Raw genomic sequence first — 21,842 nt, 5'->3', positions numbered from 1 at the left:
GATCCGCGCACACGACGCACACCATGGACGAGTTGCTGCCCTTCTACGAACGCGAGCTGGCCTTCCTGCGCGGCTACTCGCAGGAGTTCGCCAAGGGCTACCCGAAGATCGCCGCGCGCCTGGCCATCTCGGCCGACGCCAGCGAAGACCCGCACGTCGAACGCATGATCCAGTCGTTCGCGCTGCTCACGGCCCGCATCAGCAAGAAGCTCGACGACGACTACCCCGAGCTCACCGAAGCGCTGCTCGAGGTGATGTACCCGCACTACCTGCGGCCCTTTCCGTCGTGCTCCATCGCGCAGTTCGACGCCGGCGGCGCGGCGCTCGCCAAGCTCAGCAAGCCCGTCACCATCGCGCGCGGCACCGAGCTCACCTCGCAGCCGGTGCGCGGCGGCGCCTGCCGCTTTCGCAGCGTGTACGACGTCACGCTGGCGGCGGTGCAGGTGTCGAACGTGGTCTACCACTCGGTGGTGAATGCGCCCGCACAGGCCTCGCTGCCGCGCAACGCCACGGGCTGCCTCTCGGTCACGCTCGAGGCCACCGGCGAGCAGAAGTCGCTCGGCACCCTGGCCCTCACGCTGGCGCGCCTGCGCACCTTCATCGACGCCGAGCCCTCGCTGGCCACGGCGCTGGCTGACGCCATCTTCCTGAAGACGGCCGCCGTCTTCGTGGAGCCCGAGCGCAGCGGCAAGTGGACGCTGGTGCAGGGCGAGGCGCTGCACCCGGTCGGCTTCGAGGAGGCCGACGCGCTCATCGAACTGCCGGCGCGCTCGCACCCGGCCTACCGCCTGCTCAGCGAGTACTTCGCGTTCCCCGAGAAGTTCAACTTCGTCGACATCGACCTGGCGAACGCGCTGCGCCACATCGGCTCGTGCCGCTCGATCACGCTGCACCTGGTGATGACCGGCGTGCGCGCCGACTCGCCCACGGCGCGGCTGCTCGAGGGCGTGTCCAGCCGCAACCTGCGGCTGGGCTGCACGCCCGTCATCAACCTCTTCAAGCAGCGCAGCGACCCCATTCGCGTCACGCACGCCGCCGCCGCGTACCCGGTGGTGGCCGATGCGCGCCGCGCCTTCGGCTTCGAGGTCTACAGCATCGACTCGGTCAAGCTCGTGAAGCAGACCGCCGAGGGCGACGCCTACATCGAGTTCCGGCCCTTCTACTCGCTGCACCACGGCGAGCATCCGAAGGAGGCCGAGCACTACTGGTTCGCGCGGCGCAACGAGCTCGTGGCGCAGCGCAGCCCGGGCTACGAGACCGAGCTCTCGATCGTCGACATCGACTTCCAGCCCTCGCTGCCGCAGACCGAAACGCTGAGCATTGACCTCACCTGCACCAACCGCGACCTGCCGCATTCGCTGGCCTTCGGCCTGCCGGGCGGCGACCTCTTCATCGAAGGCAACTCGGTGGCGCGCTCGATCCGCATGCTGCGCCGCCCGACGCAGACGCTGCGCATGCCGCGCGGCAAGGGCGTGCAGTGGCGGCTGGTGTCGCACCTGTCGCTCAACCATTTGTCGCTGGCCACCAGCGGGCTGCCGGCGTTGAAGGAGATGCTGCGGCTGTACGACCTGGGCCGCTCGGCCGTGTCGGCGCGGCAGATCGAGGCCATCACCGCGATCGAGCAGCAGGCCACCACCCAGTGGTTGCCGGGCAAGCCCTTCGCGACCTTCGTGCGCGGCATCGAGCTCAAGCTCACGGTCGACGAGACCGGCTTCGTGGGCAGCAGCCTGCAGGCCTTTGCCCGCGTGATGGACCATTTCTTCGGTCTCTATGTGCACCTGAACAGCTTCACCCAGCTGGTGATCGTTTCGGCGCGCGACAAGGAGGAGCTGGTGCGATGCAAGCCCCGCAGCGGCGAATCGATCCTCCTGTAGCCGAAAGGCTGCTGCGCGAACCCTACCGCTTCGAATTTTTCCAGGCGGTGCGGCTGATCGAGCTCATGCTGCTCAAGCGGCAGGAGCGCGACGTGCACCAGCGCCTGGTGCCCGGCGAACGCATGGTGCCGCGCTGGGTGCGCTTTCGCAGCTCCACCAGCCTGAACTTCCCGCCCAGCGAGATCGAGGCGCTGGCGGTGCGCGACGCCGTGGGCGAACTGATGTCGGGCGCGCAGCTGTGCGAGCCGCCGGCGCCGCACGAGGACGACCACGGCCTGAGCCGCATCGAACTCACGCCCGCGTCTTTCGGCATGCTGGGCGTGTCGGGCGCCTTGCCCATCGTCTACACCGAGATGCTGATGCGCCGCGAGCAGCATCTGCGCGACAGCTCGGCGCGCGCCTTTCTCGACGTGTTCAGCAACCGCGCCGCCGCGCTCTTCTATGCCGCCTGGCGCAAGTACCGCCTGCCGCTGCACTACGAGCACGAACGCAGCCGCGCCTACCTGCCGGTGCTGCTGTCGATGGCCGGGCTGGAGCACACGGCCCAGCGCGACCCGCTGACCGACGGCACGGGCACCGTGTTCGACGAGACCGTGGCCGGCTACGCCGCTGCGGTGCGCCACCGGCCGATGTCGGCGGCGTACCTGCAGCGCGTGCTGTCCGATTACTTCCGCAGCCACATCCGCATCGAGCAGTTCCTGGGCAAGTGGTACGACATGCCCGTGCAGCAGCGCTCCAGGCTGGGCGAAGGCAACGTGAGCCTGGGCCAGAACGCGATGGCGGGCGAACGCATCTGGCAGCGCGACCTGCGCATCCGCCTGTGGATCGGCCCGCTCAAGCGCAGTGCGCTGCGCGAGTTCTTTCCGGGCCGCGCGCATGCGAAGGCGCTCGAAAAAATGCTGGCGCTTCTGGCCGGCGTGACCTGCGAATACGAAGTGCGCCTGATCCTGGCGCGCGAAGAAGTCGCCGCCGTGCAGCTCAGCGACAGCGGCGGCAGCCACCTCGGCTGGGACAGCTTCATCACCACCCGTGAGGCCGAGGGCGACCGCAGCGACACGCAGTACGAGCTTCAGCCCCTGCAGTGACCCTTTCAACGAACACGACCGACAGAAGAACACCACCGCTCATGAGCACCTCGCTGAAGACACTGATCACCAAGCTCAACGCCAGCGCCCGCATGGCCACGCAGCGCGCCGCCAACCTGTGCCTGGCCCACGGCCACTACGAGGTCGACCTGGAGCACCTGTTCCTGGCGCTGCTGGAGCAGACCGACAACGACCTCGCGCGCGTGCTGCGCGCCAACCGCATCAGCGCCACCGCGATCCAGTCGGACCTGGAGCGCGAGATCCAGACCTTCAAGAACGGCAACACGCGCACGCCCGTGTTCTCGCAGCACCTGCAGCAGCTGTTCCAGCAGGCATGGCTGCTGGCCTCGCTCGACGCGCACGCGGCACAGATCCGCTCGGGCCACCTGCTGCTCGCACTGCTCACGCAGCCCGACCTCGCGCAGCTGGCGCAGCGCGGCTCTCCGTTGTTCGCGAAGATCCGCCTCGAAGACCTGAAGCACGATTTCGACAAGCTCACCGACGGGTCGAGCGAAGCGGCGGAAGCCGGCGCCTCGGGCGAAGCCGCCGAAGGCGATGCGCAGCAAGCGCCGGCCGACCCGCTGGCCGCGGGCGTGCCCGGCAAAACGCCCGCGCTCGACCAGTTCACCACCAACCTCACGCAGCGCGCGAAAGACGGCGCGCTCGACCCCGTCATCGGCCGCGACACCGAGATCCGCCAGGTCATCGACATCCTGATGCGCCGGCGCCAGAACAACCCCATCCTCACGGGCGAAGCCGGCGTCGGCAAGACGGCCGTGGTCGAAGGGCTGGCACTGCGCATCGCCGCGCAGGACGTGCCCGAGTCGCTGCGCGCCGTGGCGCTGCACACGCTGGACATGGGCCTGCTGCAGGCCGGTGCGAGCGTGAAGGGCGAGTTCGAGAACCGCCTGAAGAACGTCATTGCCGAAGTGAAGAAGAGCCCGCACCCGATCGTGCTCTTCATCGACGAGGCCCACACCATGATCGGCGCGGGCGGCCAGGCCGGGCAGAGCGATGCGGCCAACCTGCTCAAGCCGGCGCTCGCGCGCGGCGAGCTGCGCACCATCGCCGCCACCACCTGGGGCGAGTACAAGAAATACTTCGAGAAGGACGCGGCGCTCGCGCGGCGCTTCCAGGTCGTGAAGGTCGAGGAGCCCAGCGAGACGCTCGCCGCCGCCATGCTGCGCGGCATGGTGCCGCTGATGGAGAAGCACTTCAACATCCGCGTGCTCGACGAAGCCATCACCGAGGCCGTGCGCCTGTCGCACCGCTACATCAGCGGACGCCAGCTGCCCGACAAGGCGGTGAGCGTGCTCGACACCGCGTGCGCGAAAGTGGCGCTCGGCCAGAGCGCAACGCCGGCGTTGATCGAAGAGGCGAACCGCGGCCTCGAACGCATCGAGGCCGAGAGCGCCGCGCTGGTGCGCGACACCGCGGCCGGCGGGCGCCATGAAGCGCGCCTGGCCGAACTCGCGGAAAAGAAGGGCGCGCTGCAGGCCGAGCTGGCCGCGAGCCAGCAGCGCCTGGCCGAAGAGAACGCGCTGGTCGAACGCATCCGCGCGCTGCGTGCGCAACGCGACGAGTCGGCCGCGCAGCCCGAGGCCGCACCCGCCGTGGCGGAGAAAGCACCGGCCCGCGCCGCGAGCCGCAAGAAGGCCGCAACCGCCGCAGACCCCGCGCGCGACGAACTCGATGCCCTGCTGGCCGAACTGCGCGCACTGCAAGGCACCACGCCGATGGTGCCGCTGCAAGTCGATGGCCATGTCGTCGCCGAGATCGTCTCGGCCTGGACCGGCGTACCGCTGGGGCGCATGGTCAAGGACGAGATCAAGACCGTGCGTGCCCTCGATACGCTGCTGGCCGAACGCGTCATCGGCCAGGACCACGCACTCGCCGCCGTGGCCCAGCGCGTGCGCACCGCGAGCGCGCGCCTGGAAGACCCCAACAAGCCGCGCGGCGTGTTCATGTTCGTCGGCCCCTCGGGCGTCGGCAAGACCGAGACCGCGCTCGCGCTGGCCGACATCCTGTACGGCGGCGAGAAGAAGCTCATCACCATCAACATGAGCGAGTACCAGGAGGCGCACAGCGTGTCGGGCCTGAAGGGCTCGCCGCCCGGCTACGTGGGCTACGGCGAAGGCGGCGTGCTCACCGAGGCCGTGCGCCGCCAGCCCTACAGCGTGGTGCTGCTCGACGAGGTCGAGAAGGCCCACCCCGACGTGCTCGAGATGTTCTTCCAGGTGTTCGACAAGGGCATGATGGACGACGCCGAGGGCCGCGAGATCGACTTCCGCAACACGCTGATCATCCTGACCTCGAACATCGGCTCGTCGCAGATCATGCAGGCGTGCCTGAACAAGGCCGACGAGGAGCGCCCCGCGCCCGACGCGCTGGCCGAGGCCCTGCGCCCCGTGCTCATGAAGGCCTTCAAGCCGGCCTTTCTCGGCCGCATGAAGGTGGCGCCGTTCTATCCGATCACCGATGCGGTGCTCGAGCAGATCATTGCGCTCAAGCTGGGCCGCATCCGCGACCGCATCGCGACGAATCACAAGGCCGTGTTCGAGTGGGACGACGCGCTGGTCGAGGCCGTGCTCGCACGCTGCACCGAGGTCGACTCGGGCGCGCGCAACGTCGACCACATCCTCAACGGCACCTTGCTGCCCGAGATTGCCGAGGCCGTGCTCACGCGCATGGCCGACGAGACGCCGCTGACCAAGATCAAGGCCAGCTGCGGCAAGGGCGGCGAATTCCGCTACCGGATCACCTAGGCGCAGCCGCCGCGCGTGCCCACGGGAGAACAAAAACAATGACGACGACCTTCACATCGGCCTCGCTCGGCGGGCTCATGCGCGCGGGCACCACGCAGCGCGATCGCCTGCTGGTGCTGCACACGCCGCTGGGCGAGAACAAGCTGCTGGCCGAGCGCCTGGACGGCGTGGAGAGCATCGACGGCGGCGGCTTTCGCTTCGAACTCACCGCGCTGAGCGACGACGCGCACATCGAACTCAAGACCCTCATCGGCCAGGGCGTGCGGCTCGATCTGCAGACCGCGCAAAGCCGCACCGAGCTGCGCCCTTTCCATGGCCATGTGAGCGAGGCCGAGTGCGTGTCGAGCAACGGCGGCATGGCGCGCTACCGGCTCGTCATCGAACCCTGGATGGCCTTCCTGCGGTATCGCCAGGACAGCTGCCTGTTCCAGCACCAGAACGTGTTCGACATCGTCGATGCCGTGTTCAGTCGCTACCAGAGCCAGGGCCAGCTCGTGCCCCAATGGCGCTGGGAGATCGCCCAGCGCGACATCTACCCCGTGCGCGGCATTACCACCCAGTACCAGGAAAGCGACTTCGACTTCGTCGCGCGGCTGCTGGCGGAAGAGGGCCTGTGCTACTGGTTCGAACACGCTACAGGCAAGGACGGTGCGCTGGGCAGCCACACCCTCGTCATCGCCGACCACAACGGCGCTTTCCGCGCCAACGCGCAAGCCACCATCCGCTTCCATCGCGCCGATGCCAGCGAGCGCGAGGACACCATCCAGCAGTGGCGCGGCCACCGCCAGCTGCAGACCAACAGCCTCGCGCAGCAGAGCTGGGACTACAAGAGCGTGAACGCACGCCCCGTGCAACAGCAAAGCCGCGCCGCGGGCCAGCGCACCCTGCACTGGAGCGACGACCCCGGCGCCTACGGCTGGGAGACCTCCGCGCAGGGGGAGCGCCTGCTCGCCAACGCCCTGCAGGCACTGGAGCTGCGCAACAAGCGCTTCGAAGGCCGCAGCGCCGTGCGTACCCTGGCGCCCGCCACGACGTTCACGCTGAGCGGACACGAGCAGCACGACAAGGACAGCGAGCAGGACCGCCGCTTCGCCGTGCTGGCCGTGCGCCACATCGCACGCAACAACTTCGACGAAGACCTGAAGACCGGCATCGGCGAGCGACTGGGTTTGCCCGACATCGCCACCGAGCTCGACAGCGGCAATGCCGACGCAAAGGCAGACGCCGTCACCCACTACCGCAACGAATTCACCACCGTGCGCGCGGCCATCCCCTACCGGCCGCTGAGCCTGGACGGCCACGGCCAGCGCATCCATCCCAAACCCAGCGTGCACGGCAGCCAGAGCGCCATCGTCATCGGCGTGGGCGGCGCCGATGCGCCGGTGCACACCGACCGCGACCACCGCATCAAGGTGCAGTTCCACTGGCAGCGCGGCAGTGCGTCGAGCGCGCGCCAGTCGCGCACCGACGGCCAGGACAACGCGCCCGCCGCCGACCGCCTGGGCGCCTGGGTGCGCGTGGCCGCCAGCGCCGCCGGCGACAACTGGGGCCAGATGAGCTTGCCGCGCGTGGGCCAGGAAGTGCTCGTCGAGTTCCACCACGGCGATATCGACCGCCCCGTGGTCGTCGCCGCGCTGTACAACGGCGCCGGCCAGGTCGACGCCCAGCACAACCAGAAACCCGCGGGCGCCGCCCAGTCCACCGGCAATGCGCCCGCGTGGTTCGCCGGCGAAGGCAAGGGCGCCAAGGAGCACGCGCACAACGCCGTCTTCAGCGGCATCAAGACCCAGGAGCTGAGCGCCAGCCAGAGCGGCGACGGGGGTTACAACCAGCTCGTCTTCGATGACACCCCCGGCCAGGGCAGCACCAGCCTGGCCACCACCCAGGCCAGCAGCCGCCTGCACCTGGGCCACCACAAGCAGCAGGACGACAACGCCCGCGGCAAGGGCCGCGGCCACGGTGCCGAGCTGGCGACCACCGCGCAAGGCGCCATCCGCGCGGGCGCCGGCCTGCTCGTGAGCGCGTATGCCCAGCCGAACGCCAAGGGCGCGTTCATGGCGAGCCGCGAAGCACAGCAGCAGACGAAACAGGCCGAAGAACTTGCAACGTCACTCGCCCAGAGTGCGCAGACGCAGAAGGCGCAGATCAAGGGTGAAGGCGCTCCGGGCGAGCTGCCGGCCATCGCCGCGCTGAAGCATGTGGCTGAAGTGCTGGAGGCGAAGCAGGAGGGCGGTGCTGCGGCATCAAGCAACGGATCGGGCGGCGGCGAGATCAAGGCCACCGAAGGCGGCCACGGCAGCGTCACCGCCTACAGCGAGCCGCACCTGCAGTTCAGCGCGCCCATGGGCATCGGCTTCGTCACGCCGAAGGAAGTGATCGCCGTGAGCGGGCAGCACACCGCCATCGTCGCGAGCCAGGATGTCGACCTGCCCGCGCAGGGGCAGATCGCGGTGAGCGTGGCCAAGGGGGTGAGCCTGTACACCGTCGGGGCGAAGGCTGGAGAAGGCGGCGAACCGAACCAGGAGCGCGGCATTGCACTGCATGCGGCCAGCGGCAAGGTGAGCCTGCAGAGCCAGGCGGGCGCCACGAAGATCGCGGCGGACAAGAAGGTGACGATCGCCAGCACGGCGAAGGACGTGGCCGTGGAAGCGCCCAAGCACGTGCTGCTGACGAGTGCGGGGGCGTACATCAGGCTGGAGGGATCGAGCATCAAGATCCATGCGCCGGGGAAGGTGACGTTCAGGGGGATGCATAACTTCGTGGGGCCGCAAGGGGACAGCAGCAGCAACTCGCTCTCCGGCAGTGACCTGCAACCGTGCCCCAAACAAGACGACGCCGCGGCCAGCGGCGCCGTCGCCTTGTGAGGCAGCCACCCATGTTTGAACGCCTTGCCAGGCAACTGGGTGAATCATTGCAGGAGGACGAGACGCTCTCGGCCTACGTGCTGATCGACCCGATGCTGCGCGAGCCCTTTCCCGCCGAGTGGCTGGAAGCGGAGTCGCGCCAGACATGGCCTGTCCCCGTTCACCATCCGCTGCTCAAGGAAAGGCAACTCCCCCGCCTGATCCACCTGCATCCGCATGACACGCGGCTGCTCGAAGCCAGCTTGGCACAGGCAGCAGATGAACAGGCCGATCCAGACTCCGAGCGCACGCAGGGGTTCGCGCTCGGCGGATGGCTGTTGACTGCCGCGCCAGTGGACGCGCTGGTTCGCCACCTTGCACGCGTCATGCAAGGTGGGTTCTGGGGGCAACGCAGTTCGCAGCTCATCCGCTGGGCCGATCGCAGGGTCATGCAGTGGATGTGGCCTGTACTCACGCCGGCACAGCAGGCTAGCCTTCTCGGCCCGGTGCAACGCTGGTACAGCCTCGACAGGTGCACGCAGCTGGTGCTTTTCCAGTCCGATGCCAGTCCAGACCCGGCGTCGGCCCGGTTCAGCACGGCGCAATGGAACCATGCGCTCAAGAGCGAAACGGTGCACGACCTCCTGCGGGGCTGGCAGCGCTTTGCCGGCGTGCTGCCGGCCGACCACCTGCAGCAGGCGTCGCGGGCCGCAGATGCGGTCATTGCCGCAGGCGTGGTCAATCGACAGGACCGGGTCCTGCTGGGCGCCTACGTCCTGCAGATCCACCCCGAGCTGACGACACACCCGACCGTGCGCACGGCCATCGCGCGTGCCATCGGAGGCGATGCATCGCTCGCCGAGGCGCTCGACGACATTCCCGACCCTCAAGGCTGGGACGCCATCCGGGCCGAGCTCGACCCGGCGTTCGCACCGGCCTCCATCCAACAGACTGCACAGGGAGAACACCTTGGCTAGCACCATGGCCCTCAATTCCTACTCGGCGGCGGCGAACAAGGCGGCCGCCAACACGCCCGCCTGCGCGACAGGAGGTTGCCCGGCCTGCGAGAAAGCCGGCCTCCCGGTGCTTCTGGTGCGTCCTGGTGTGGCCGACAAGGCGTATGCCGAGAACGCGGCGCGCAGCGGAACGACCCGGGTGCTGATGGATTCCAAGATCCCGGCGCCGCAATTGCCAACGTCGGGGCATGTCGCCAGAACGCTGCGCCCCGGTTATGTCATTGCCTACTACGAGAAGTCGCACACCCCGACCCTGAAGAGCCAACGCGGCTGGGAAGCCTTCAAGGTGCATGAAGGTGGCTACCTCACCCCGCACCCTCTCGAAGGCTCGGCCTCGGGCAAGGACGAAGAGGCCTTTTCCTGCAGTCGCACCGCCGCGTACGCCAGCGCGATGCTGTTCGTGATCCAGGACGCCAAGAACGCCGGCAAGGTCTGGGTGGCCTACAGCGACCATCTCTGGAGCCCGGAGGTTCGGCATCTGTACGGGAACGACAAGACGCTGCGTCGCAAGCGAATGACCAAGATCGATGCGCCCGACGCATCGTGCAGCCAATCCCTGCCGTTGACCGACAAGCTGGTGCAGACCGCGGTGGCCGACTACGATCCCGGCCGCCCTGCATCGGCGCTTCGCGGCAACCCGTTTGCACCGCTGCCCGGTTCCGGAAAGCCGGGCGTGGCCCACACGCGCCCGGAAACGGCCGGCACCCTGCATACGGAGGCCCAGCGAATCCTGGCCGCCGGCAACCAGGCCAGCAAGAAGAAGCCCTACTCGCCCAACGATGTCATGATCGTCGGCCTGATCGACCCGATCGGTGCGACCGCGGAAACCGCCCAGCGTCGCATCACCCTGTGCAACGATGCCGCCGAATGGGTCATCACGCAGACGTCCGGCTACCAGAAGCTGCAAACGGCGCTGACCATCGAAGGGCTTCTCAAGCGGGCCGACGAGCAGGCGCAGGCGCGCAAGGCGCCATTGACCGATCCGCAGTACGCCGGCCTGAATGGCAAGGAGGTCGGCGAAAAGGAGTTCAAGGACATGAAGGCGGCAGGAAAGCTCCCGCCCGAAGCCACCCTGGAGCCCAAGTACGAATACAACCCCTACGACATCAATGGCGATGGCCGCACCCGCGTGTATGGGCGCGGCATCATCAGCTTCCCCAGCGCCTCGCAGATCGACCGGCAGGCCACCAGCCTGAAAGAAGACATTCTGGACGGGGTCACGGGGGGCAAGCGCAAACCCGCCCACCGCACCTTCCTGGGCAGCTACCAGACCAAGATCAAGGAAGACCGCCAACGCCTCGAACGTCTGGAGCTGGACTACCAGGTCTGGCTGCAGTCCGAGCAACGCAAGCTGATCACCGGCTTCGACTTCGACGAGGCGACACCCAGTGACGGCATCTTCTACGCCGCCGCGGTGGGCATGTGCACCCATGGCGGGCCGATCACCGACAAGGGCACCGAGTGGTTCAAGGACTTCCTGCTCAAGGACCCCAACGACAAGGAGGCATTGCTGGTGCGGTCGTTGCTGGGCAACCAGAAGTCGGCTTTCGAGAGTTTCCAGGAGGCCTTCAAACCCACCAAGGTCCACAAGGAAATCAAGAACCTCTTCAAGCTGATCGAGGAAATCGAGAAAGCGGTCGCCGCCGGCACGCCCTTGCCGGCCGGCGACAAGGCGTTGCTGCGTGCCGTGCCCGAGATACGCTGGCTCGCCCAGCAATTGCCGCTGCTGAAGAACCTGGCGTCCACCTATGGCCATCTGACCCTGACCGTCGTGGGCGCCACCTCCATGGCGCTGGACAAGCTCCAGCAACTGCCGGCGCCGCTGCGCGACAAGTTGCAGGCACTGACCGAATCGATCACCAACACGCTGGGCAAGGCCGCGGGCGTGACCGTGCACAAATTCAGCATCTCGTTGGACAAGGCGGCCGCCTACTGGCGCCAGCAGATGGGGCTGGTGCGGGGCCTGGCGCAGCGCGCTGCCGATGCGGCAGACAGCAAGCAGGTCAAGAGCCTGGTCCTGGGCGGCGCCATGTGGTTCAACGTCGGCGGCAGGCCGGGCACGGCCAACGCGCTGATCGACGTCTACGTCGCCGTGCGCCAGGGTGCCGCCGCCGCGCCGGGGGCGGTGGATGCGGCCACTGCGGCCGGGGCCAAGGCCGGCTCGGACGCGCGGGCAGCGGCCGGTGCGTCGGCCGACGCCGTGGCCGATTTCGCTCGCCGGGTCGGCAAGACGGGCTCGGACGTCATGCGCGAGAGCATGGCCGTATTCAAGCAGGGCAGTGCGACGTTTTCCGCGGCCGGCGCGCTGCTGCAGGTGCTGTCCATCAGCAAGACCTGGCACACGCTCGAGACGGGTACGCAGGAAGAGCGCACCTACGCCAGCATCACCTTGCTGACGACGGGGCTGGGCGTGACCGGCGCGCTGCTGGAAATCAGCGAGGCGTACGCGAAGCAACTCGGCAAGACGGCGTCGGCGCTGGGATTGAAATTGGTGGCGGGGAGCGCGTCGGCGATATCGCTTCTATTCGACGCTGTGAGTGCCTTCTTGCGGCACAGAAATGAAAAAGAAAAAGGAGATTCCGATGCATCGGCCCTGTATCTTGCCCAAAGCCTGTTCTTTGTCGGTGCAGCCATCGCCGGTGGAATGTACGTGGCCGGAACTGCAGGCTGGATCACGGGAACCGTGGCGGCCGGTTGGGGCTTGTCCTGGACGGGGTGGGGATTGCTGCTTCTCGGGCTGGGCTTGATTGCGGGTTTCATCGCCATGTTGCTGAACGATGCGCCCACTGTCGAATGGGTGAAGCGAAGCATCTGGGGCGAAGCCAGTGACAAGTGGGGAAATCTGCAGAGGGAACAGAATGAACTCAACAAGGTCTTGCTGGGTGTTCGCGTCGATTTCTATGCGGGAATCAAGACGACTTTGCAAGGACGCTCGGTTGGCATGGCCCCGATCCTGGTGAACGTTCCCACGGACACATACGAAGCATGGACGCGCCTGTTCATCCCGGTTCAGTTGCGTGAGCTGGTGAAATACGAACTCGGGTTTGAAGTGACTGGCACGCCGGATCAGCGCAAGCAGTGGAAATTGAACGCGCAGGACAAGATCGTCGAAGGGCCGAAGACCAAGATATTTCCGCTGGAAATCAACGATGAATCGATCACTCGACGGGTGGAAATGAGCCGCGACGCGATGAGCGGCATCAAGGGCAATGTGAGGATCTGGGATGCACCTGAAGGAGGCGAGCTCATTGTCGATGAGTCACTCGCCAAGTGACAGATCATGAGCCGTGAAAACAATCCGGACTACGACATTCGGCTGCCGCAATGGAATGCGCCCGACCCGCAGTTTGAGTTCGTCGAGAAAGTCCAGAAGAAGAGCCTGCTGGGAGGAAAGTCTCCTTGGCGCATCGCCTCGCGTGAAAAGCGCGAGCCCGTGCATGGGAAGGCGAGTTCGTGCGATTCCTTGTTGGGCATTCATCCGAACGCCATCGTTGTGGGCGCACCGGCAGGAACGACCGAAATCACATTCATGATGGGGCTGTACGCAGTCCTCGTCGGATTCGCTGCCTGCATGTTCGGATGGGGCGCGTGCGAATCCATCATGGATCTGGATTCAAGCAGGTCGGACTACGTTCTGAACTTGTTGATGTCCATGGTTTCGACGATGGCCGCGCTCTTCTTTCTGGTCGCGGCCATCTTTTTCTTCAGAGTCGGATTCCTGACGCCCCGCGATTTGCCGGTTCTCTTCAATCGCAAGACCAGGGAGGTTTCGTTCTTCACCGTCATTCCGATGAAGTTCTGGAAGGTCTGGCAGCGCGCAGGCGTTGGCGAAGTCAAGACCTGCCGCTGGGACGACGCCTATGCGCGGAGCTACCAACTCACCGAGATCACGGGCGAAGCGGCGCGCTCTTCCTATCTGCTGGCGTTGCTGTGGGGCGACCCCAGGCAACCCAGGCAATGCCAGGAGATCGTGACCATTGGCTACAAGGGCTGGTGGGAGGATGAATTGCTCTGGCGCCTGTACGAGCACATTCGACGCTACATGGAAGAGGGCGGCCCGCCGATCCAGCCGGGCGAGAGCCTGCGGCGCTCGGGAACGGGCAAGTTGCCGCAATTCCCGCCAGAGGTCATCGCCGCCGCTGGCGGGTTGGCCTTGAGCGAAGAAGAGGTGCGTCGTTCGGCAGGCATTCGCGAATGACGGACGCCTGCCATGCGAGACAGCCCTTTCATGTCCCAGATCAGTGGAGGCAATGACCGTCATGACATCCGCCGACCGTATTCCCGCGCCATGCGGCGCCCGCGGCCTGTGAAGAGATTCGCGCTGCTTGCTGCGGGTGCTGTAGCACTCCTTATTGCATCGGCGGTGGCCTATCGCGGCTATAGGGTGAACGTGAGCACCTCCGACATATCCACCGCGGTATCGAGCGACGAGAGCCGGGCCCAGGGGAGGCTGCTGGCAAAGCTTCGTTTCGATGCGCCGTCTTTTGGTGATTGCTCGGTGCATGACGCGTGGCTGGAAAAGTCCTCCACGTTTGTGACGCGCAGCTGGTTCGGCATTCGTCTGGGCAAAGAGACCATTCCTACAGCCGCCATCCATGTGGTCCTCAACATTCCCAAGGACCCATTCCAGTCTGCGGAAAGCTTGAGCTTCGACGAGACGAATCCGACCGCCTCCGACTTGGGGCTGACAGGCTCGTTCACTCAGACCGTCACGATCAATGCAAGGCGCTACTGGCTGTTCGGATCGAACACCGTGTTTCCGCCGCCTGCGGTCATGACATTCAGCTGTGGCACAGCAAACGCACATGCAACGTTGGCGAACTAGGATTTTTCCGGTCCACGCGATGTCGATCGACCAACCCCTGAACCGACAGGGCGAGAAGATCGCGCGCGGCCATGCATCGAACGAAGGCCGGCACGACCGGCACTGACACCAGGGAGGTGGATATCCATGTCATCAGACACATCAAGCAGCTTCATGCCGACGCCATGGAAACTCGAAGGCCTGAACGTCGCGCGGCTCTCGGAGCAGGCGCGGCTCATCAAGCTGCAGCTGCCCGCGTCGGCGCCGCAGAACGCCGTCGTCGTCGAGCGCTTCACCGGCAGCGAAGGCGTCAACGAGCTCTTCGACTTCACCATCGACACCCTCGCCACCTCGAGCGAGTTCGACCCGTTCGCGCTGATCGGCGAAGAGCTGAGCCTGCGCCTGCTGCTCGCCAACGGCAGCTTTCGCACCTGGCACGGCTACCTCACGGCCGTCGATGCGTTGGGCGGTGACGGCGGCCTGGCGCGCTACCGGCTGCATCTGCAACCCTGGCTCGCCGCGCTGGGCCTGCGCCGCGACAGCTTCGTGTACGCCGCCAAGCACGTGCAGGACATCGTCAGCGAAGTGTTCGCCGATCACACGACCGCGAGCTTCAGTTTCGACGTCACGCAGGAGATGCCGGTGCGGCCCACCTGCGTGCAGTACCGCGAATCGGACCTGGCCTTCGTGTTGCGCCTGCTGGCGGAAGAGGGCCTGAGCTTTCGCTTCGAGCATGAGCAGCAGTCGACGGGCAGCGGAAGCGGCAACACCACGCCTTCGCACCACCGCCTGGTGATCTTCGACCGCGCGGCAACCCCGCCCGACTGCGCCTTGTCGCAGATCCGCTTCCACCGCGTCGACGCCACCGAAGCGACCGACGCCATCACCGCCTGGAGCAGCCGGCGCCAGGTCACCACCAACGCCGTCATGCGCAACGCCTGGGACGCCAGCGTGCTGCAAGCCCCCACCGGCGCGGTGCAGAGCGCGCTGGCCATGGGCGAGGTGCCCGTGCTGGAGCACTACGACGGCGCTGGCGCGCAGCGCTACGCCGACAGCGCCACCGCCGCCCGCCGCGCCGAGCAGCAGCTGGTGGCCTTCGAATCGCGCATCAAGCGCTACGGCGCCGCAGGCAGCGTGCGACAGCTCGGTGCCGGCGAGCGCTTCACGCTCACGCAGCACGACCGCTACGACGGCCGCAAATTCCTCGCACTGCGCGTGCGCCACGAAGCGGCCAACAACCTCGGCGCACAGGCCGCGCAGGTGCTCGAGGCCGGCGAACTCGAGAAGGGCAGCTACCGCAACAGCTTCGAGGCCCAGCCGGCCGAGGCGCAGGTCGTGCCGCTGTGGCGACCCAAGCCTACGGCCCCCGAGGCCATGGTCGCGCTCGTGGTCGGCGGCGATGACGACGAGGCGCCGACCGCCGTTCACACCCAGCGCGACCATCGTGTGCAGGTGCGCTTCCATTGGCAGGCCCAGCGTGCGGGCCAGCCGCAATCGACGGGCAGCGGACAAGGCAGCCTCGTCGCCGCCGGTCGCCACGCGAGCAACCGCCAGTCCGTCTGGCTGCGCGTGGCTGCACCCGTTGCCGGCCCGAACTGGGGCGCACACCACCTGCCGCGCGTGGGCTCCGAGGTGCTCGTGTCCTTCATCGAAGGCGACATCGACCGGCCGGTGGTCGCTCAGCAGCTGTACAACGGACAGGACCTACCGCCCTGGTCGGCTGGCGCCGATTCATCCGCCAACCATGCGGGCGTGCTCTCGGGCTGGCACAGCCGCGCGCTCGACGGCAGTGGCTACAACCAGTGGATCGCCGACGACGCGCCCGGACAGGTGCGCACCCGCCTGGCCAGCTCGCACGCGGCCAGCCAGCTCAATCTGGGCCACCTCAACGCCCAGTCGCCCGACGAGAGCAGCCGCGGCGCCTGGCGCGGCAGCGGTGCCGAGCTGCGCTCCGACGCCTGGGTCGCCACGCGCGCCGGTGAGGGCCTGCTGATCTCCACGCTGGCCCAGGAACGCGCGGCGGGCAGCGTTCAGGACACCACCAGCGTGCGCGACCAGCTCGCGGGCGCGCTGCGCGAGGCGCAGAAGCTGTCTGATGCGGCCGGCGGTGCGAAGGCGCTGGCGCTGAGCGCCACGGCGCTGCTGCAGCCGCTCATCGACGACATCGATCCGCAGAAGAATGGGCACTATCCCGGCAACGTCAACGGACAGGACGCGCGCGAGCCGAAAGGTGGAGAGGGCGCAGATTCACGTGAAGGGCAAGACCCGGTGCCCGCCTTCGCCCGGCCGCTCATGGTGCTCGATGCAGCCATGAGCCTGAACATGGCCACGCCCGCCAGCGCGACTGTGTACGCCGGCGAGGCGATCCACTGGACTGCGCAGGCACAGGCCCACATCGCGGCGGGCAAGACCGTGAGCTTTGCGGCTGCCAAATCCGTGGGACTCTACAGCCACAAGGGCGGCATCCAGGTCATCGCGCAAGACGGGCCGGTGAGCGTGCAGGCGCACACCGACGAACTCGAATGGCTGGCCAAGGAAGGCTTCACGGTCACCAGCAGCAATGACGAGATCCACGTGCTGGCGCAGCAGAAGGTAACGCTCAAGGGGGGGCAGACGAGCATCGAACTGGATGGGATGAACATCACGTTGAAGATGCCGGGGCTACTGGATGTGAAGGGAACGAGCAAGAGTTTTGTGGGGCCTAAGGGAAATCCGGCGGAGTTGCCGGTGCTGCCGGTGGGGAAAACCGAACTTACGGAGTCCCGCCTGGATCAGGGGCCCTACAAGGCCGACTATCAACTGTTCAAGACTGACAACCGCCCGTTTGAGCTCTACGCTTACGAAATTCATGGCCGGTATCATGAACTGTTGGAGAGTGGCGACACCTCCAAGGCAGGTCAGACCAGCATGATCAACAGCGAAGTGTCCATTGGCTTGAAGGGCTACAAGTCCATCATGCGTGAAAGCGAACGAGTGACCGAGAGCTGGTCGTCGGTGCTCGATTCCAAGGCTCGGGAAGCTGAGACGCGAAGCGCGGCGGCATTGAACGGTGGTTCCGAAAGCGAGGCAGCGTAATGCCCGTACCTGCCATCGTCTGGGGCGTTCTCGAACTGATCGCCCTTGCCATCACGGTTCATGAATTGGGGGAGTTGGCCGAAGATCTGTACGAGGGCGTCCAGAAATACAAGGGCGACATCGGCAAGGCCAAGGAAGAGGTTCGCAAGGTCATCCAGAGTATCCAGGAAGAGATTGCTCAGAAGATCGAGGAAAAGGAAGAAGTTGCGATTCTGCTGGCCCTCGAGGCGGCCGATCCGCAGGGGCAGAACACCCGCAAGGCCACAGGCCGGGGCGCGACGGAAGCCACCATCAACGCGGCCATCGAGCAGAAGATTCCATTTCGTGATGCGATCAGCCAGGTGTGCGCCGCTGCCGACCGCATGCCCATCCTGAGTCTGCGGAGAAAAAAGGGGGTATCGATCAAGGATCTGCCCAAGGCCAAGCGCAAGGTCCTCGAAGAATTGCTGGCACTGTCGGTCGAGGAACTGAGCGACATAGAGCTCGACGCATTCCTGGTGATCCGGCTGAAGCAGTTGGCGGTCAACCTGTTGTTCGAGTTCGTGGACGAGTGCCTGAGTTGGGCAAGCCCTCTGAAATGCGAGGTCAACTTCGGGCCTCCCCCCGGGTTCGAAGATCATCCTGCGGAGGGCACCTCCAAGCTCAAGCGGCTTGGCAAAATCAACCCCTTCTACCCGAGCCCGTTTCAATATCGCAAGGGCAGTATTGCGGCCGACCTGATGATTTCAGAATATCGCCATCAGCGACCTGACAAGGGCAACATCTTTGCCATCGTGGAGATCAAGTTTCCGGGGGATCGAATTGAGGCGAAGCAGTTCGAAGCGTACAAATTCATGCTTGAAGGGGCAGCCAAAGTCAAGACCCGCCGTGCGCCCGTCACGTTTCAGGGCAAGCCCGTCAGTTCTGGCGGTCGATTGTCGCTGTTTCGATACCCCGAGGACATTGCGGTGCACGGGAAAAAGGACCCGGACCAGCACAGCAAAAAAGAGGAAACCCAGCAGGAGCAGAGAAAGCCTGGCGGGCGCTCACCACACGGTAAGAAGAGAGGTTTTTGATGAGCACTGCGCGAAAGTATTTGAACGACGAAGAGATTGCGGAATTCATCCGTGAAAGCAAGATTGCCCCGCAGTGGTTCTACGGCAATGAAGGGCGGGAACTTGCCATATGTCCCTATGTGACGCTGTATGTCTATCACCAGCCCGAAGATTACATGGCGGTGGCGGAAAAGTTCATCAGCGTATGGGAGCGCTTTGGCCAGCTCATCGATGAGCCTTTCAGGACTCTATTCAAGTCACGCACGCAGGTATGGCTCAAGGCGGGGGACAGTCGATTCCCGGCCGACCTGCGAGCTGAAGCTGTGCATCATCAAAAGGAGTTCGAAACCTTTTACTTGATGGCGACCGACATGGAGTCACCGGATGCTTCACCGTTGTGGTCCTATTCATCACGTGTTTGCCATGTGCCCCAAATGGGCTACAGCACGCTAAAACTGACCTTCAGCTACGACTGGTATAAGAATCGCCATCAGCCGCGATGGAGCGAGTTTGTACTCGACTGCATCAAGTCGCTTCGCCCAGAGCAGGCATACATGGGACATGAGGTTGGCAACGGCGGCCTCAGCGTGATGGGGGCCTACGAGTCCGATGTACTCGAACGCATTTGTGCTGACTACTTCTATGGACTTGACATTGATCACCCGTCGACCATGGGTTTTCACGCCAACGATGATGACGATGGCTATGTCAATCCGGCTCGACTTGGCGCTGGCCTGCGGCCACCGACCTGGTGCTTCATGCTCTCGCCGGTATGGCAACGCAAGCTGGGCAAGGCCGAGCATCAGATTCGCGCCGAACTGGCCGACCCACGCATCAAGATCACTGCGGTGTCCTATCCGCGGGATAAGCTCAACCCCGATGGTGCCAACGCTCTCTGGATTGAATTGGGAGAGCTCGACCTATATCCCGTAGAAAACGGTGTGCCGGAACTGCTGGTCAAGGCCAACCGCCTGATCCGACCGATCCGCTGCGACGAACTGAACCTCAATACGCTCGATCCCTGGGACGGCGATCCGAACCCCCGGTTCGGCTACGAGAGTTCGCTGCGCTGGATGCGTCGCTTCGACGACGACAGCGACTGGCCCAGTGCCGAGCAAAGGGGCAAGCTCGCGCCTGAGAGGGACGAACAGAAACCGCCCGCTTCTGTTCCCGGTGGTCAGCTGTGTCCCCAAACGGGTTGGTGGCTCACTCCGGCCAAGACGAGCAGCCGCAGGTATTTCAAGGCTGGCGATGTCATGTCTGCGATCGAAGGCAGCGACTATGGCTCGACGTTCTGGCATTGGGACTTGGATCAGTCTGCACCGAACCTCTGAAATTCAGGACGGCCCCATAGCGCGCGAAGCCTTGGTCGCGCTCGTGGCCGGCGTGGATGGCGACGACTGTCCCTCCCCAGTGCACACGCTGCATGATCGCCGCGTGCAGGTGCGTTTTCATGGCAAGCGCAGCGCCAGCAAACAGGGCACGGCACGCAAGGCAGCTTGGTCGCGGCTGGCCGGTCGGCATGCGAGCAACCGTCAGTCGGTGTGGCTGCGCGTGGCAGCACCGGTGGCCAGCGTCGTTCATCGAAGGCGACATTGACCGGCCGGTGCTGAGCGAGCAGTTCTACAGCGGGCAGGACTTGCCGCCATGGTCCGCGGGCAATCGACAAGCCGCTGCAGGCGAGATATGACTTTGCCGAAAAACCGCCGGTCGGTACCTATCCGAAGTTCGTGGTGTTTGAGGCCAAGAATCGGCTGAAGAACACTTGTGATGGGCAGCAGTTGGGGGTGAAGTGGACGGAGAACCGTATTCCGCTGGCGTTGGAGCGGCAGTATCCGAAAGCGGAAAACAAGGCGTTTCGGCGAGCAAAGATCGATCAGATTGACGATACGGGATACGCCCGCTGGCTCTTCGTTTGTCTCCCCGGCGCTGCAGGCAGTAACACCAAGCTCTACGTCCTTATTGACGTAGTGGCCTCAGGTATGGACTTGGAGAGCATGACGCCGAAGCCGCGCAAAGGATCAACCGGCGGTGGTGGTATCTAGCACAGGAAACGATATGGCATTCAAAGATGTACGACGACAGCGGTTTCTCAGTGAGGATCATGCCAAGGGGCGTGATCTGGATTTGGTCGAGGATATTGCGCACTACACAAAGAGATCGGGCGACTCCGAGCTTCGCGAGCAAGCTCGCAGGAGTGCCGCATGGCGAGTTGCGTCGTACTCCCTTGAACCCCTCATCCTTCGCTACACCGCAGGCCATCCTATCGAGAGCCTGTCGCGCGAGCTTCCATCCGTCATCGAAGCATTTGACCGATACATCCCCTTTCAACAATCCGCCTCCAAGCGAAGCCCGCACCCTCACCATCACGCAGATCGAGGCCTACGTCTATGTCATGTGGCTTCTGGCCCTGTGTAAGCTGCTGGGCCATCCCGATTTGGTACCCAAGGTTCTGAGTTGGCTGAACATTGGCCGTGAATTCAGCCGGAACCGTGACACCCTTTTCGAACAGATCGTGGGCGAGCCACGGGCGCGATGGAAGATCCGGGGCGCTACATCCTGCACCTTGCACCTTACGCTCCGTTGGGCAAGGCCGTGATCGCAGAGCATGCCGAGGACCGCCCCGCACTGGTCAAGGAGTTCCTGGACGGTTGGTACAAGGGAATGAAGGAGTGCTACTGGCACGGCACCCACACGGACCAAATTGGCTGTTTCGGTTACTGGGCCTTCGAGGCTGCGCTTGTTACGGTGCTCTGGAATATTGACGACAGCAGCTATCGAGACCACTTGGTCTATCCGAAAGACCTCGTGGATTGGGCGCGTAAGCATCGAGCCGAAGCTTTGCCGTCCGGTCCGAATCGCACACCTGGCGGCGAGTTGTGCCCGCAGGCAGGTTGGTGGTTCACTCCGGCCTCGAAGGGAAGCCGGCGCTATTTCACACAAGGCGACGTGATGCCAGTCATCGAGGGCAGCGACTACGGCTCGACCTTCTGGCAATGGGACGTTGATCAATCCTCCCCGAAGCTCTGACAGCTGAGCTCAGGGTGATGAAAGAGGTGAAACCAGGAGGAGGTCCCGATCCGAAAGTCGCGATCGGACCACCGCCTGAGCGGTCCGCGTGGCAAAGCGCCGCAGCATTCGAAGGCGAGTACGTGCCCTACTACGGCTACTGGTCCTTCGAAGCCGCTGCCGTCTGCGTGATCCACGACATCGACGACAGCAGCTTTCGTGATCATCTGCTCTACCCCAAGGACCTTGCAGACTGGGCACGGGCCAATCGCTCGCTGGAGCGCCTCAAGCCAGGCGCCTAGATGAGGCAAGGAAAGATGCCACTGGACCCTGTCGA

15 protein-coding genes are annotated in these 21,842 nt (G+C 65.1%); all 15 read left to right on the top strand.

Going from position 1 to position 21,842, the window contains the following annotated elements; genetic code table 11:
• The first annotated feature begins 23 nt into the window (after positions 1–23).
• On the top strand, positions 24–1,874 hold the full coding sequence (gene tssF / locus AC07OX_RS12230; protein ID WP_070062961.1) for a type VI secretion system baseplate subunit TssF: 1,851 nt from the start codon (positions 24–26) through the stop codon (positions 1,872–1,874).
• The gene (gene tssG, locus AC07OX_RS12225; protein WP_495261420.1) at positions 1,838–2,959 is read left to right on the top strand and encodes a type VI secretion system baseplate subunit TssG; all 1,122 of its coding nucleotides are present in this window, start codon (positions 1,838–1,840) and stop codon (positions 2,957–2,959) included. Before tssF ends, tssG begins: the two co-directional genes overlap by 37 nt.
• 41 nt (positions 2,960–3,000) lie before the next feature.
• The gene (gene tssH / locus AC07OX_RS12220; protein WP_495261421.1) at positions 3,001–5,724 is read left to right on the top strand and encodes a type VI secretion system ATPase TssH; all 2,724 of its coding nucleotides are present in this window, start codon (positions 3,001–3,003) and stop codon (positions 5,722–5,724) included.
• A gap of 38 nt (positions 5,725–5,762) precedes the next feature.
• The gene (locus tag AC07OX_RS12215; protein WP_495261422.1) at positions 5,763–8,588 is read left to right on the top strand and encodes a type VI secretion system Vgr family protein; all 2,826 of its coding nucleotides are present in this window, start codon (positions 5,763–5,765) and stop codon (positions 8,586–8,588) included.
• An 11-nt stretch (positions 8,589–8,599) separates the two neighbouring features.
• Positions 8,600–9,544, top strand: coding sequence for a DUF4123 domain-containing protein (locus tag AC07OX_RS12210; RefSeq protein ID WP_495261423.1), 945 nt, complete (start codon positions 8,600–8,602; stop codon positions 9,542–9,544).
• Positions 9,537–12,857 (top strand): T6SS effector BTH_I2691 family protein, encoded by a 3,321-nt coding sequence (locus tag AC07OX_RS12205; protein WP_495261424.1) that lies wholly within the window; start codon positions 9,537–9,539, stop codon positions 12,855–12,857. Before AC07OX_RS12210 ends, AC07OX_RS12205 begins: the two co-directional genes overlap by 8 nt.
• 6 nt (positions 12,858–12,863) lie before the next feature.
• Complete coding sequence (locus AC07OX_RS12200; RefSeq protein WP_495261425.1) at positions 12,864–13,781, top strand: DUF6708 domain-containing protein; 918 nt, start codon at positions 12,864–12,866, stop codon at positions 13,779–13,781.
• Between the two features lie 30 nt (positions 13,782–13,811).
• Positions 13,812–14,408 (top strand): hypothetical protein, encoded by a 597-nt coding sequence (locus AC07OX_RS12195; protein ID WP_495261426.1) that lies wholly within the window; start codon positions 13,812–13,814, stop codon positions 14,406–14,408.
• Positions 14,409–14,561: 153 nt separating this feature from the next.
• Positions 14,562–17,462 carry a type VI secretion system Vgr family protein gene (locus AC07OX_RS12190; RefSeq protein ID WP_495261427.1) on the top strand — a complete coding sequence of 967 codons (2,901 nt, stop codon included), beginning with the start codon at positions 14,562–14,564 and terminating at the stop codon, positions 17,460–17,462.
• The gene (locus AC07OX_RS12185; RefSeq protein ID WP_495261428.1) at positions 17,462–18,517 is read left to right on the top strand and encodes a VRR-NUC domain-containing protein; all 1,056 of its coding nucleotides are present in this window, start codon (positions 17,462–17,464) and stop codon (positions 18,515–18,517) included. Before AC07OX_RS12190 ends, AC07OX_RS12185 begins: the two co-directional genes overlap by 1 nt.
• Positions 18,517–19,830 (top strand): type VI immunity family protein, encoded by a 1,314-nt coding sequence (locus AC07OX_RS12180; RefSeq protein ID WP_495261429.1) that lies wholly within the window; start codon positions 18,517–18,519, stop codon positions 19,828–19,830. The genes AC07OX_RS12185 and AC07OX_RS12180 overlap by 1 nt, the downstream gene beginning before the upstream one ends.
• Positions 19,831–19,861: 31 nt before the next feature.
• Complete coding sequence (locus AC07OX_RS12175) at positions 19,862–20,095, top strand: hypothetical protein (RefSeq protein WP_495261430.1); 234 nt, start codon at positions 19,862–19,864, stop codon at positions 20,093–20,095.
• A 134-nt stretch (positions 20,096–20,229) separates the two neighbouring features.
• Positions 20,230–20,541 (top strand): hypothetical protein, encoded by a 312-nt coding sequence (locus AC07OX_RS12170; RefSeq protein ID WP_495261431.1) that lies wholly within the window; start codon positions 20,230–20,232, stop codon positions 20,539–20,541.
• Positions 20,542–21,031: 490 nt separating this feature from the next.
• Complete coding sequence (locus AC07OX_RS12165) at positions 21,032–21,526, top strand: PoNe immunity protein domain-containing protein (protein ID WP_495261432.1); 495 nt, start codon at positions 21,032–21,034, stop codon at positions 21,524–21,526.
• Positions 21,527–21,543: 17 nt separating this feature from the next.
• Complete coding sequence (locus tag AC07OX_RS12160; protein ID WP_495261433.1) at positions 21,544–21,807, top strand: PoNe immunity protein domain-containing protein; 264 nt, start codon at positions 21,544–21,546, stop codon at positions 21,805–21,807.
• Positions 21,808–21,842 lie beyond the last annotated feature (35 nt).

Source organism: Variovorax sp. GW821-FHT09D07 (assembly GCF_059416345.1).
The sequence above is the reverse complement of the archived record's forward strand: the minus strand, read 5'-3'. Positions and strand labels throughout refer to the sequence as shown.

Coding starts and splice junctions, on each gene's coding strand:
- AC07OX_RS12210 (WP_495261423.1), top strand. CDS start 8,600: ATGTTTGAACGCCTTGCCAGGCAACTGGGTGAATCATTGCAGGAGGAC.
- AC07OX_RS12185 (WP_495261428.1), top strand. CDS start 17,462: ATGCCCGTACCTGCCATCGTCTGGGGCGTTCTCGAACTGATCGCCCTT.
- tssH (WP_495261421.1), top strand. CDS start 3,001: ATGAGCACCTCGCTGAAGACACTGATCACCAAGCTCAACGCCAGCGCC.
- AC07OX_RS12160 (WP_495261433.1), top strand. CDS start 21,544: ATGAAAGAGGTGAAACCAGGAGGAGGTCCCGATCCGAAAGTCGCGATC.
- tssF (WP_070062961.1), top strand. CDS start 24: ATGGACGAGTTGCTGCCCTTCTACGAACGCGAGCTGGCCTTCCTGCGC.
- AC07OX_RS12190 (WP_495261427.1), top strand. CDS start 14,562: ATGCCGACGCCATGGAAACTCGAAGGCCTGAACGTCGCGCGGCTCTCG.
- AC07OX_RS12215 (WP_495261422.1), top strand. CDS start 5,763: ATGACGACGACCTTCACATCGGCCTCGCTCGGCGGGCTCATGCGCGCG.
- AC07OX_RS12195 (WP_495261426.1), top strand. CDS start 13,812: ATGTCCCAGATCAGTGGAGGCAATGACCGTCATGACATCCGCCGACCG.
- tssG (WP_495261420.1), top strand. CDS start 1,838: ATGCAAGCCCCGCAGCGGCGAATCGATCCTCCTGTAGCCGAAAGGCTG.
- AC07OX_RS12180 (WP_495261429.1), top strand. CDS start 18,517: ATGAGCACTGCGCGAAAGTATTTGAACGACGAAGAGATTGCGGAATTC.
- AC07OX_RS12165 (WP_495261432.1), top strand. CDS start 21,032: ATGGAAGATCCGGGGCGCTACATCCTGCACCTTGCACCTTACGCTCCG.
- AC07OX_RS12200 (WP_495261425.1), top strand. CDS start 12,864: ATGAGCCGTGAAAACAATCCGGACTACGACATTCGGCTGCCGCAATGG.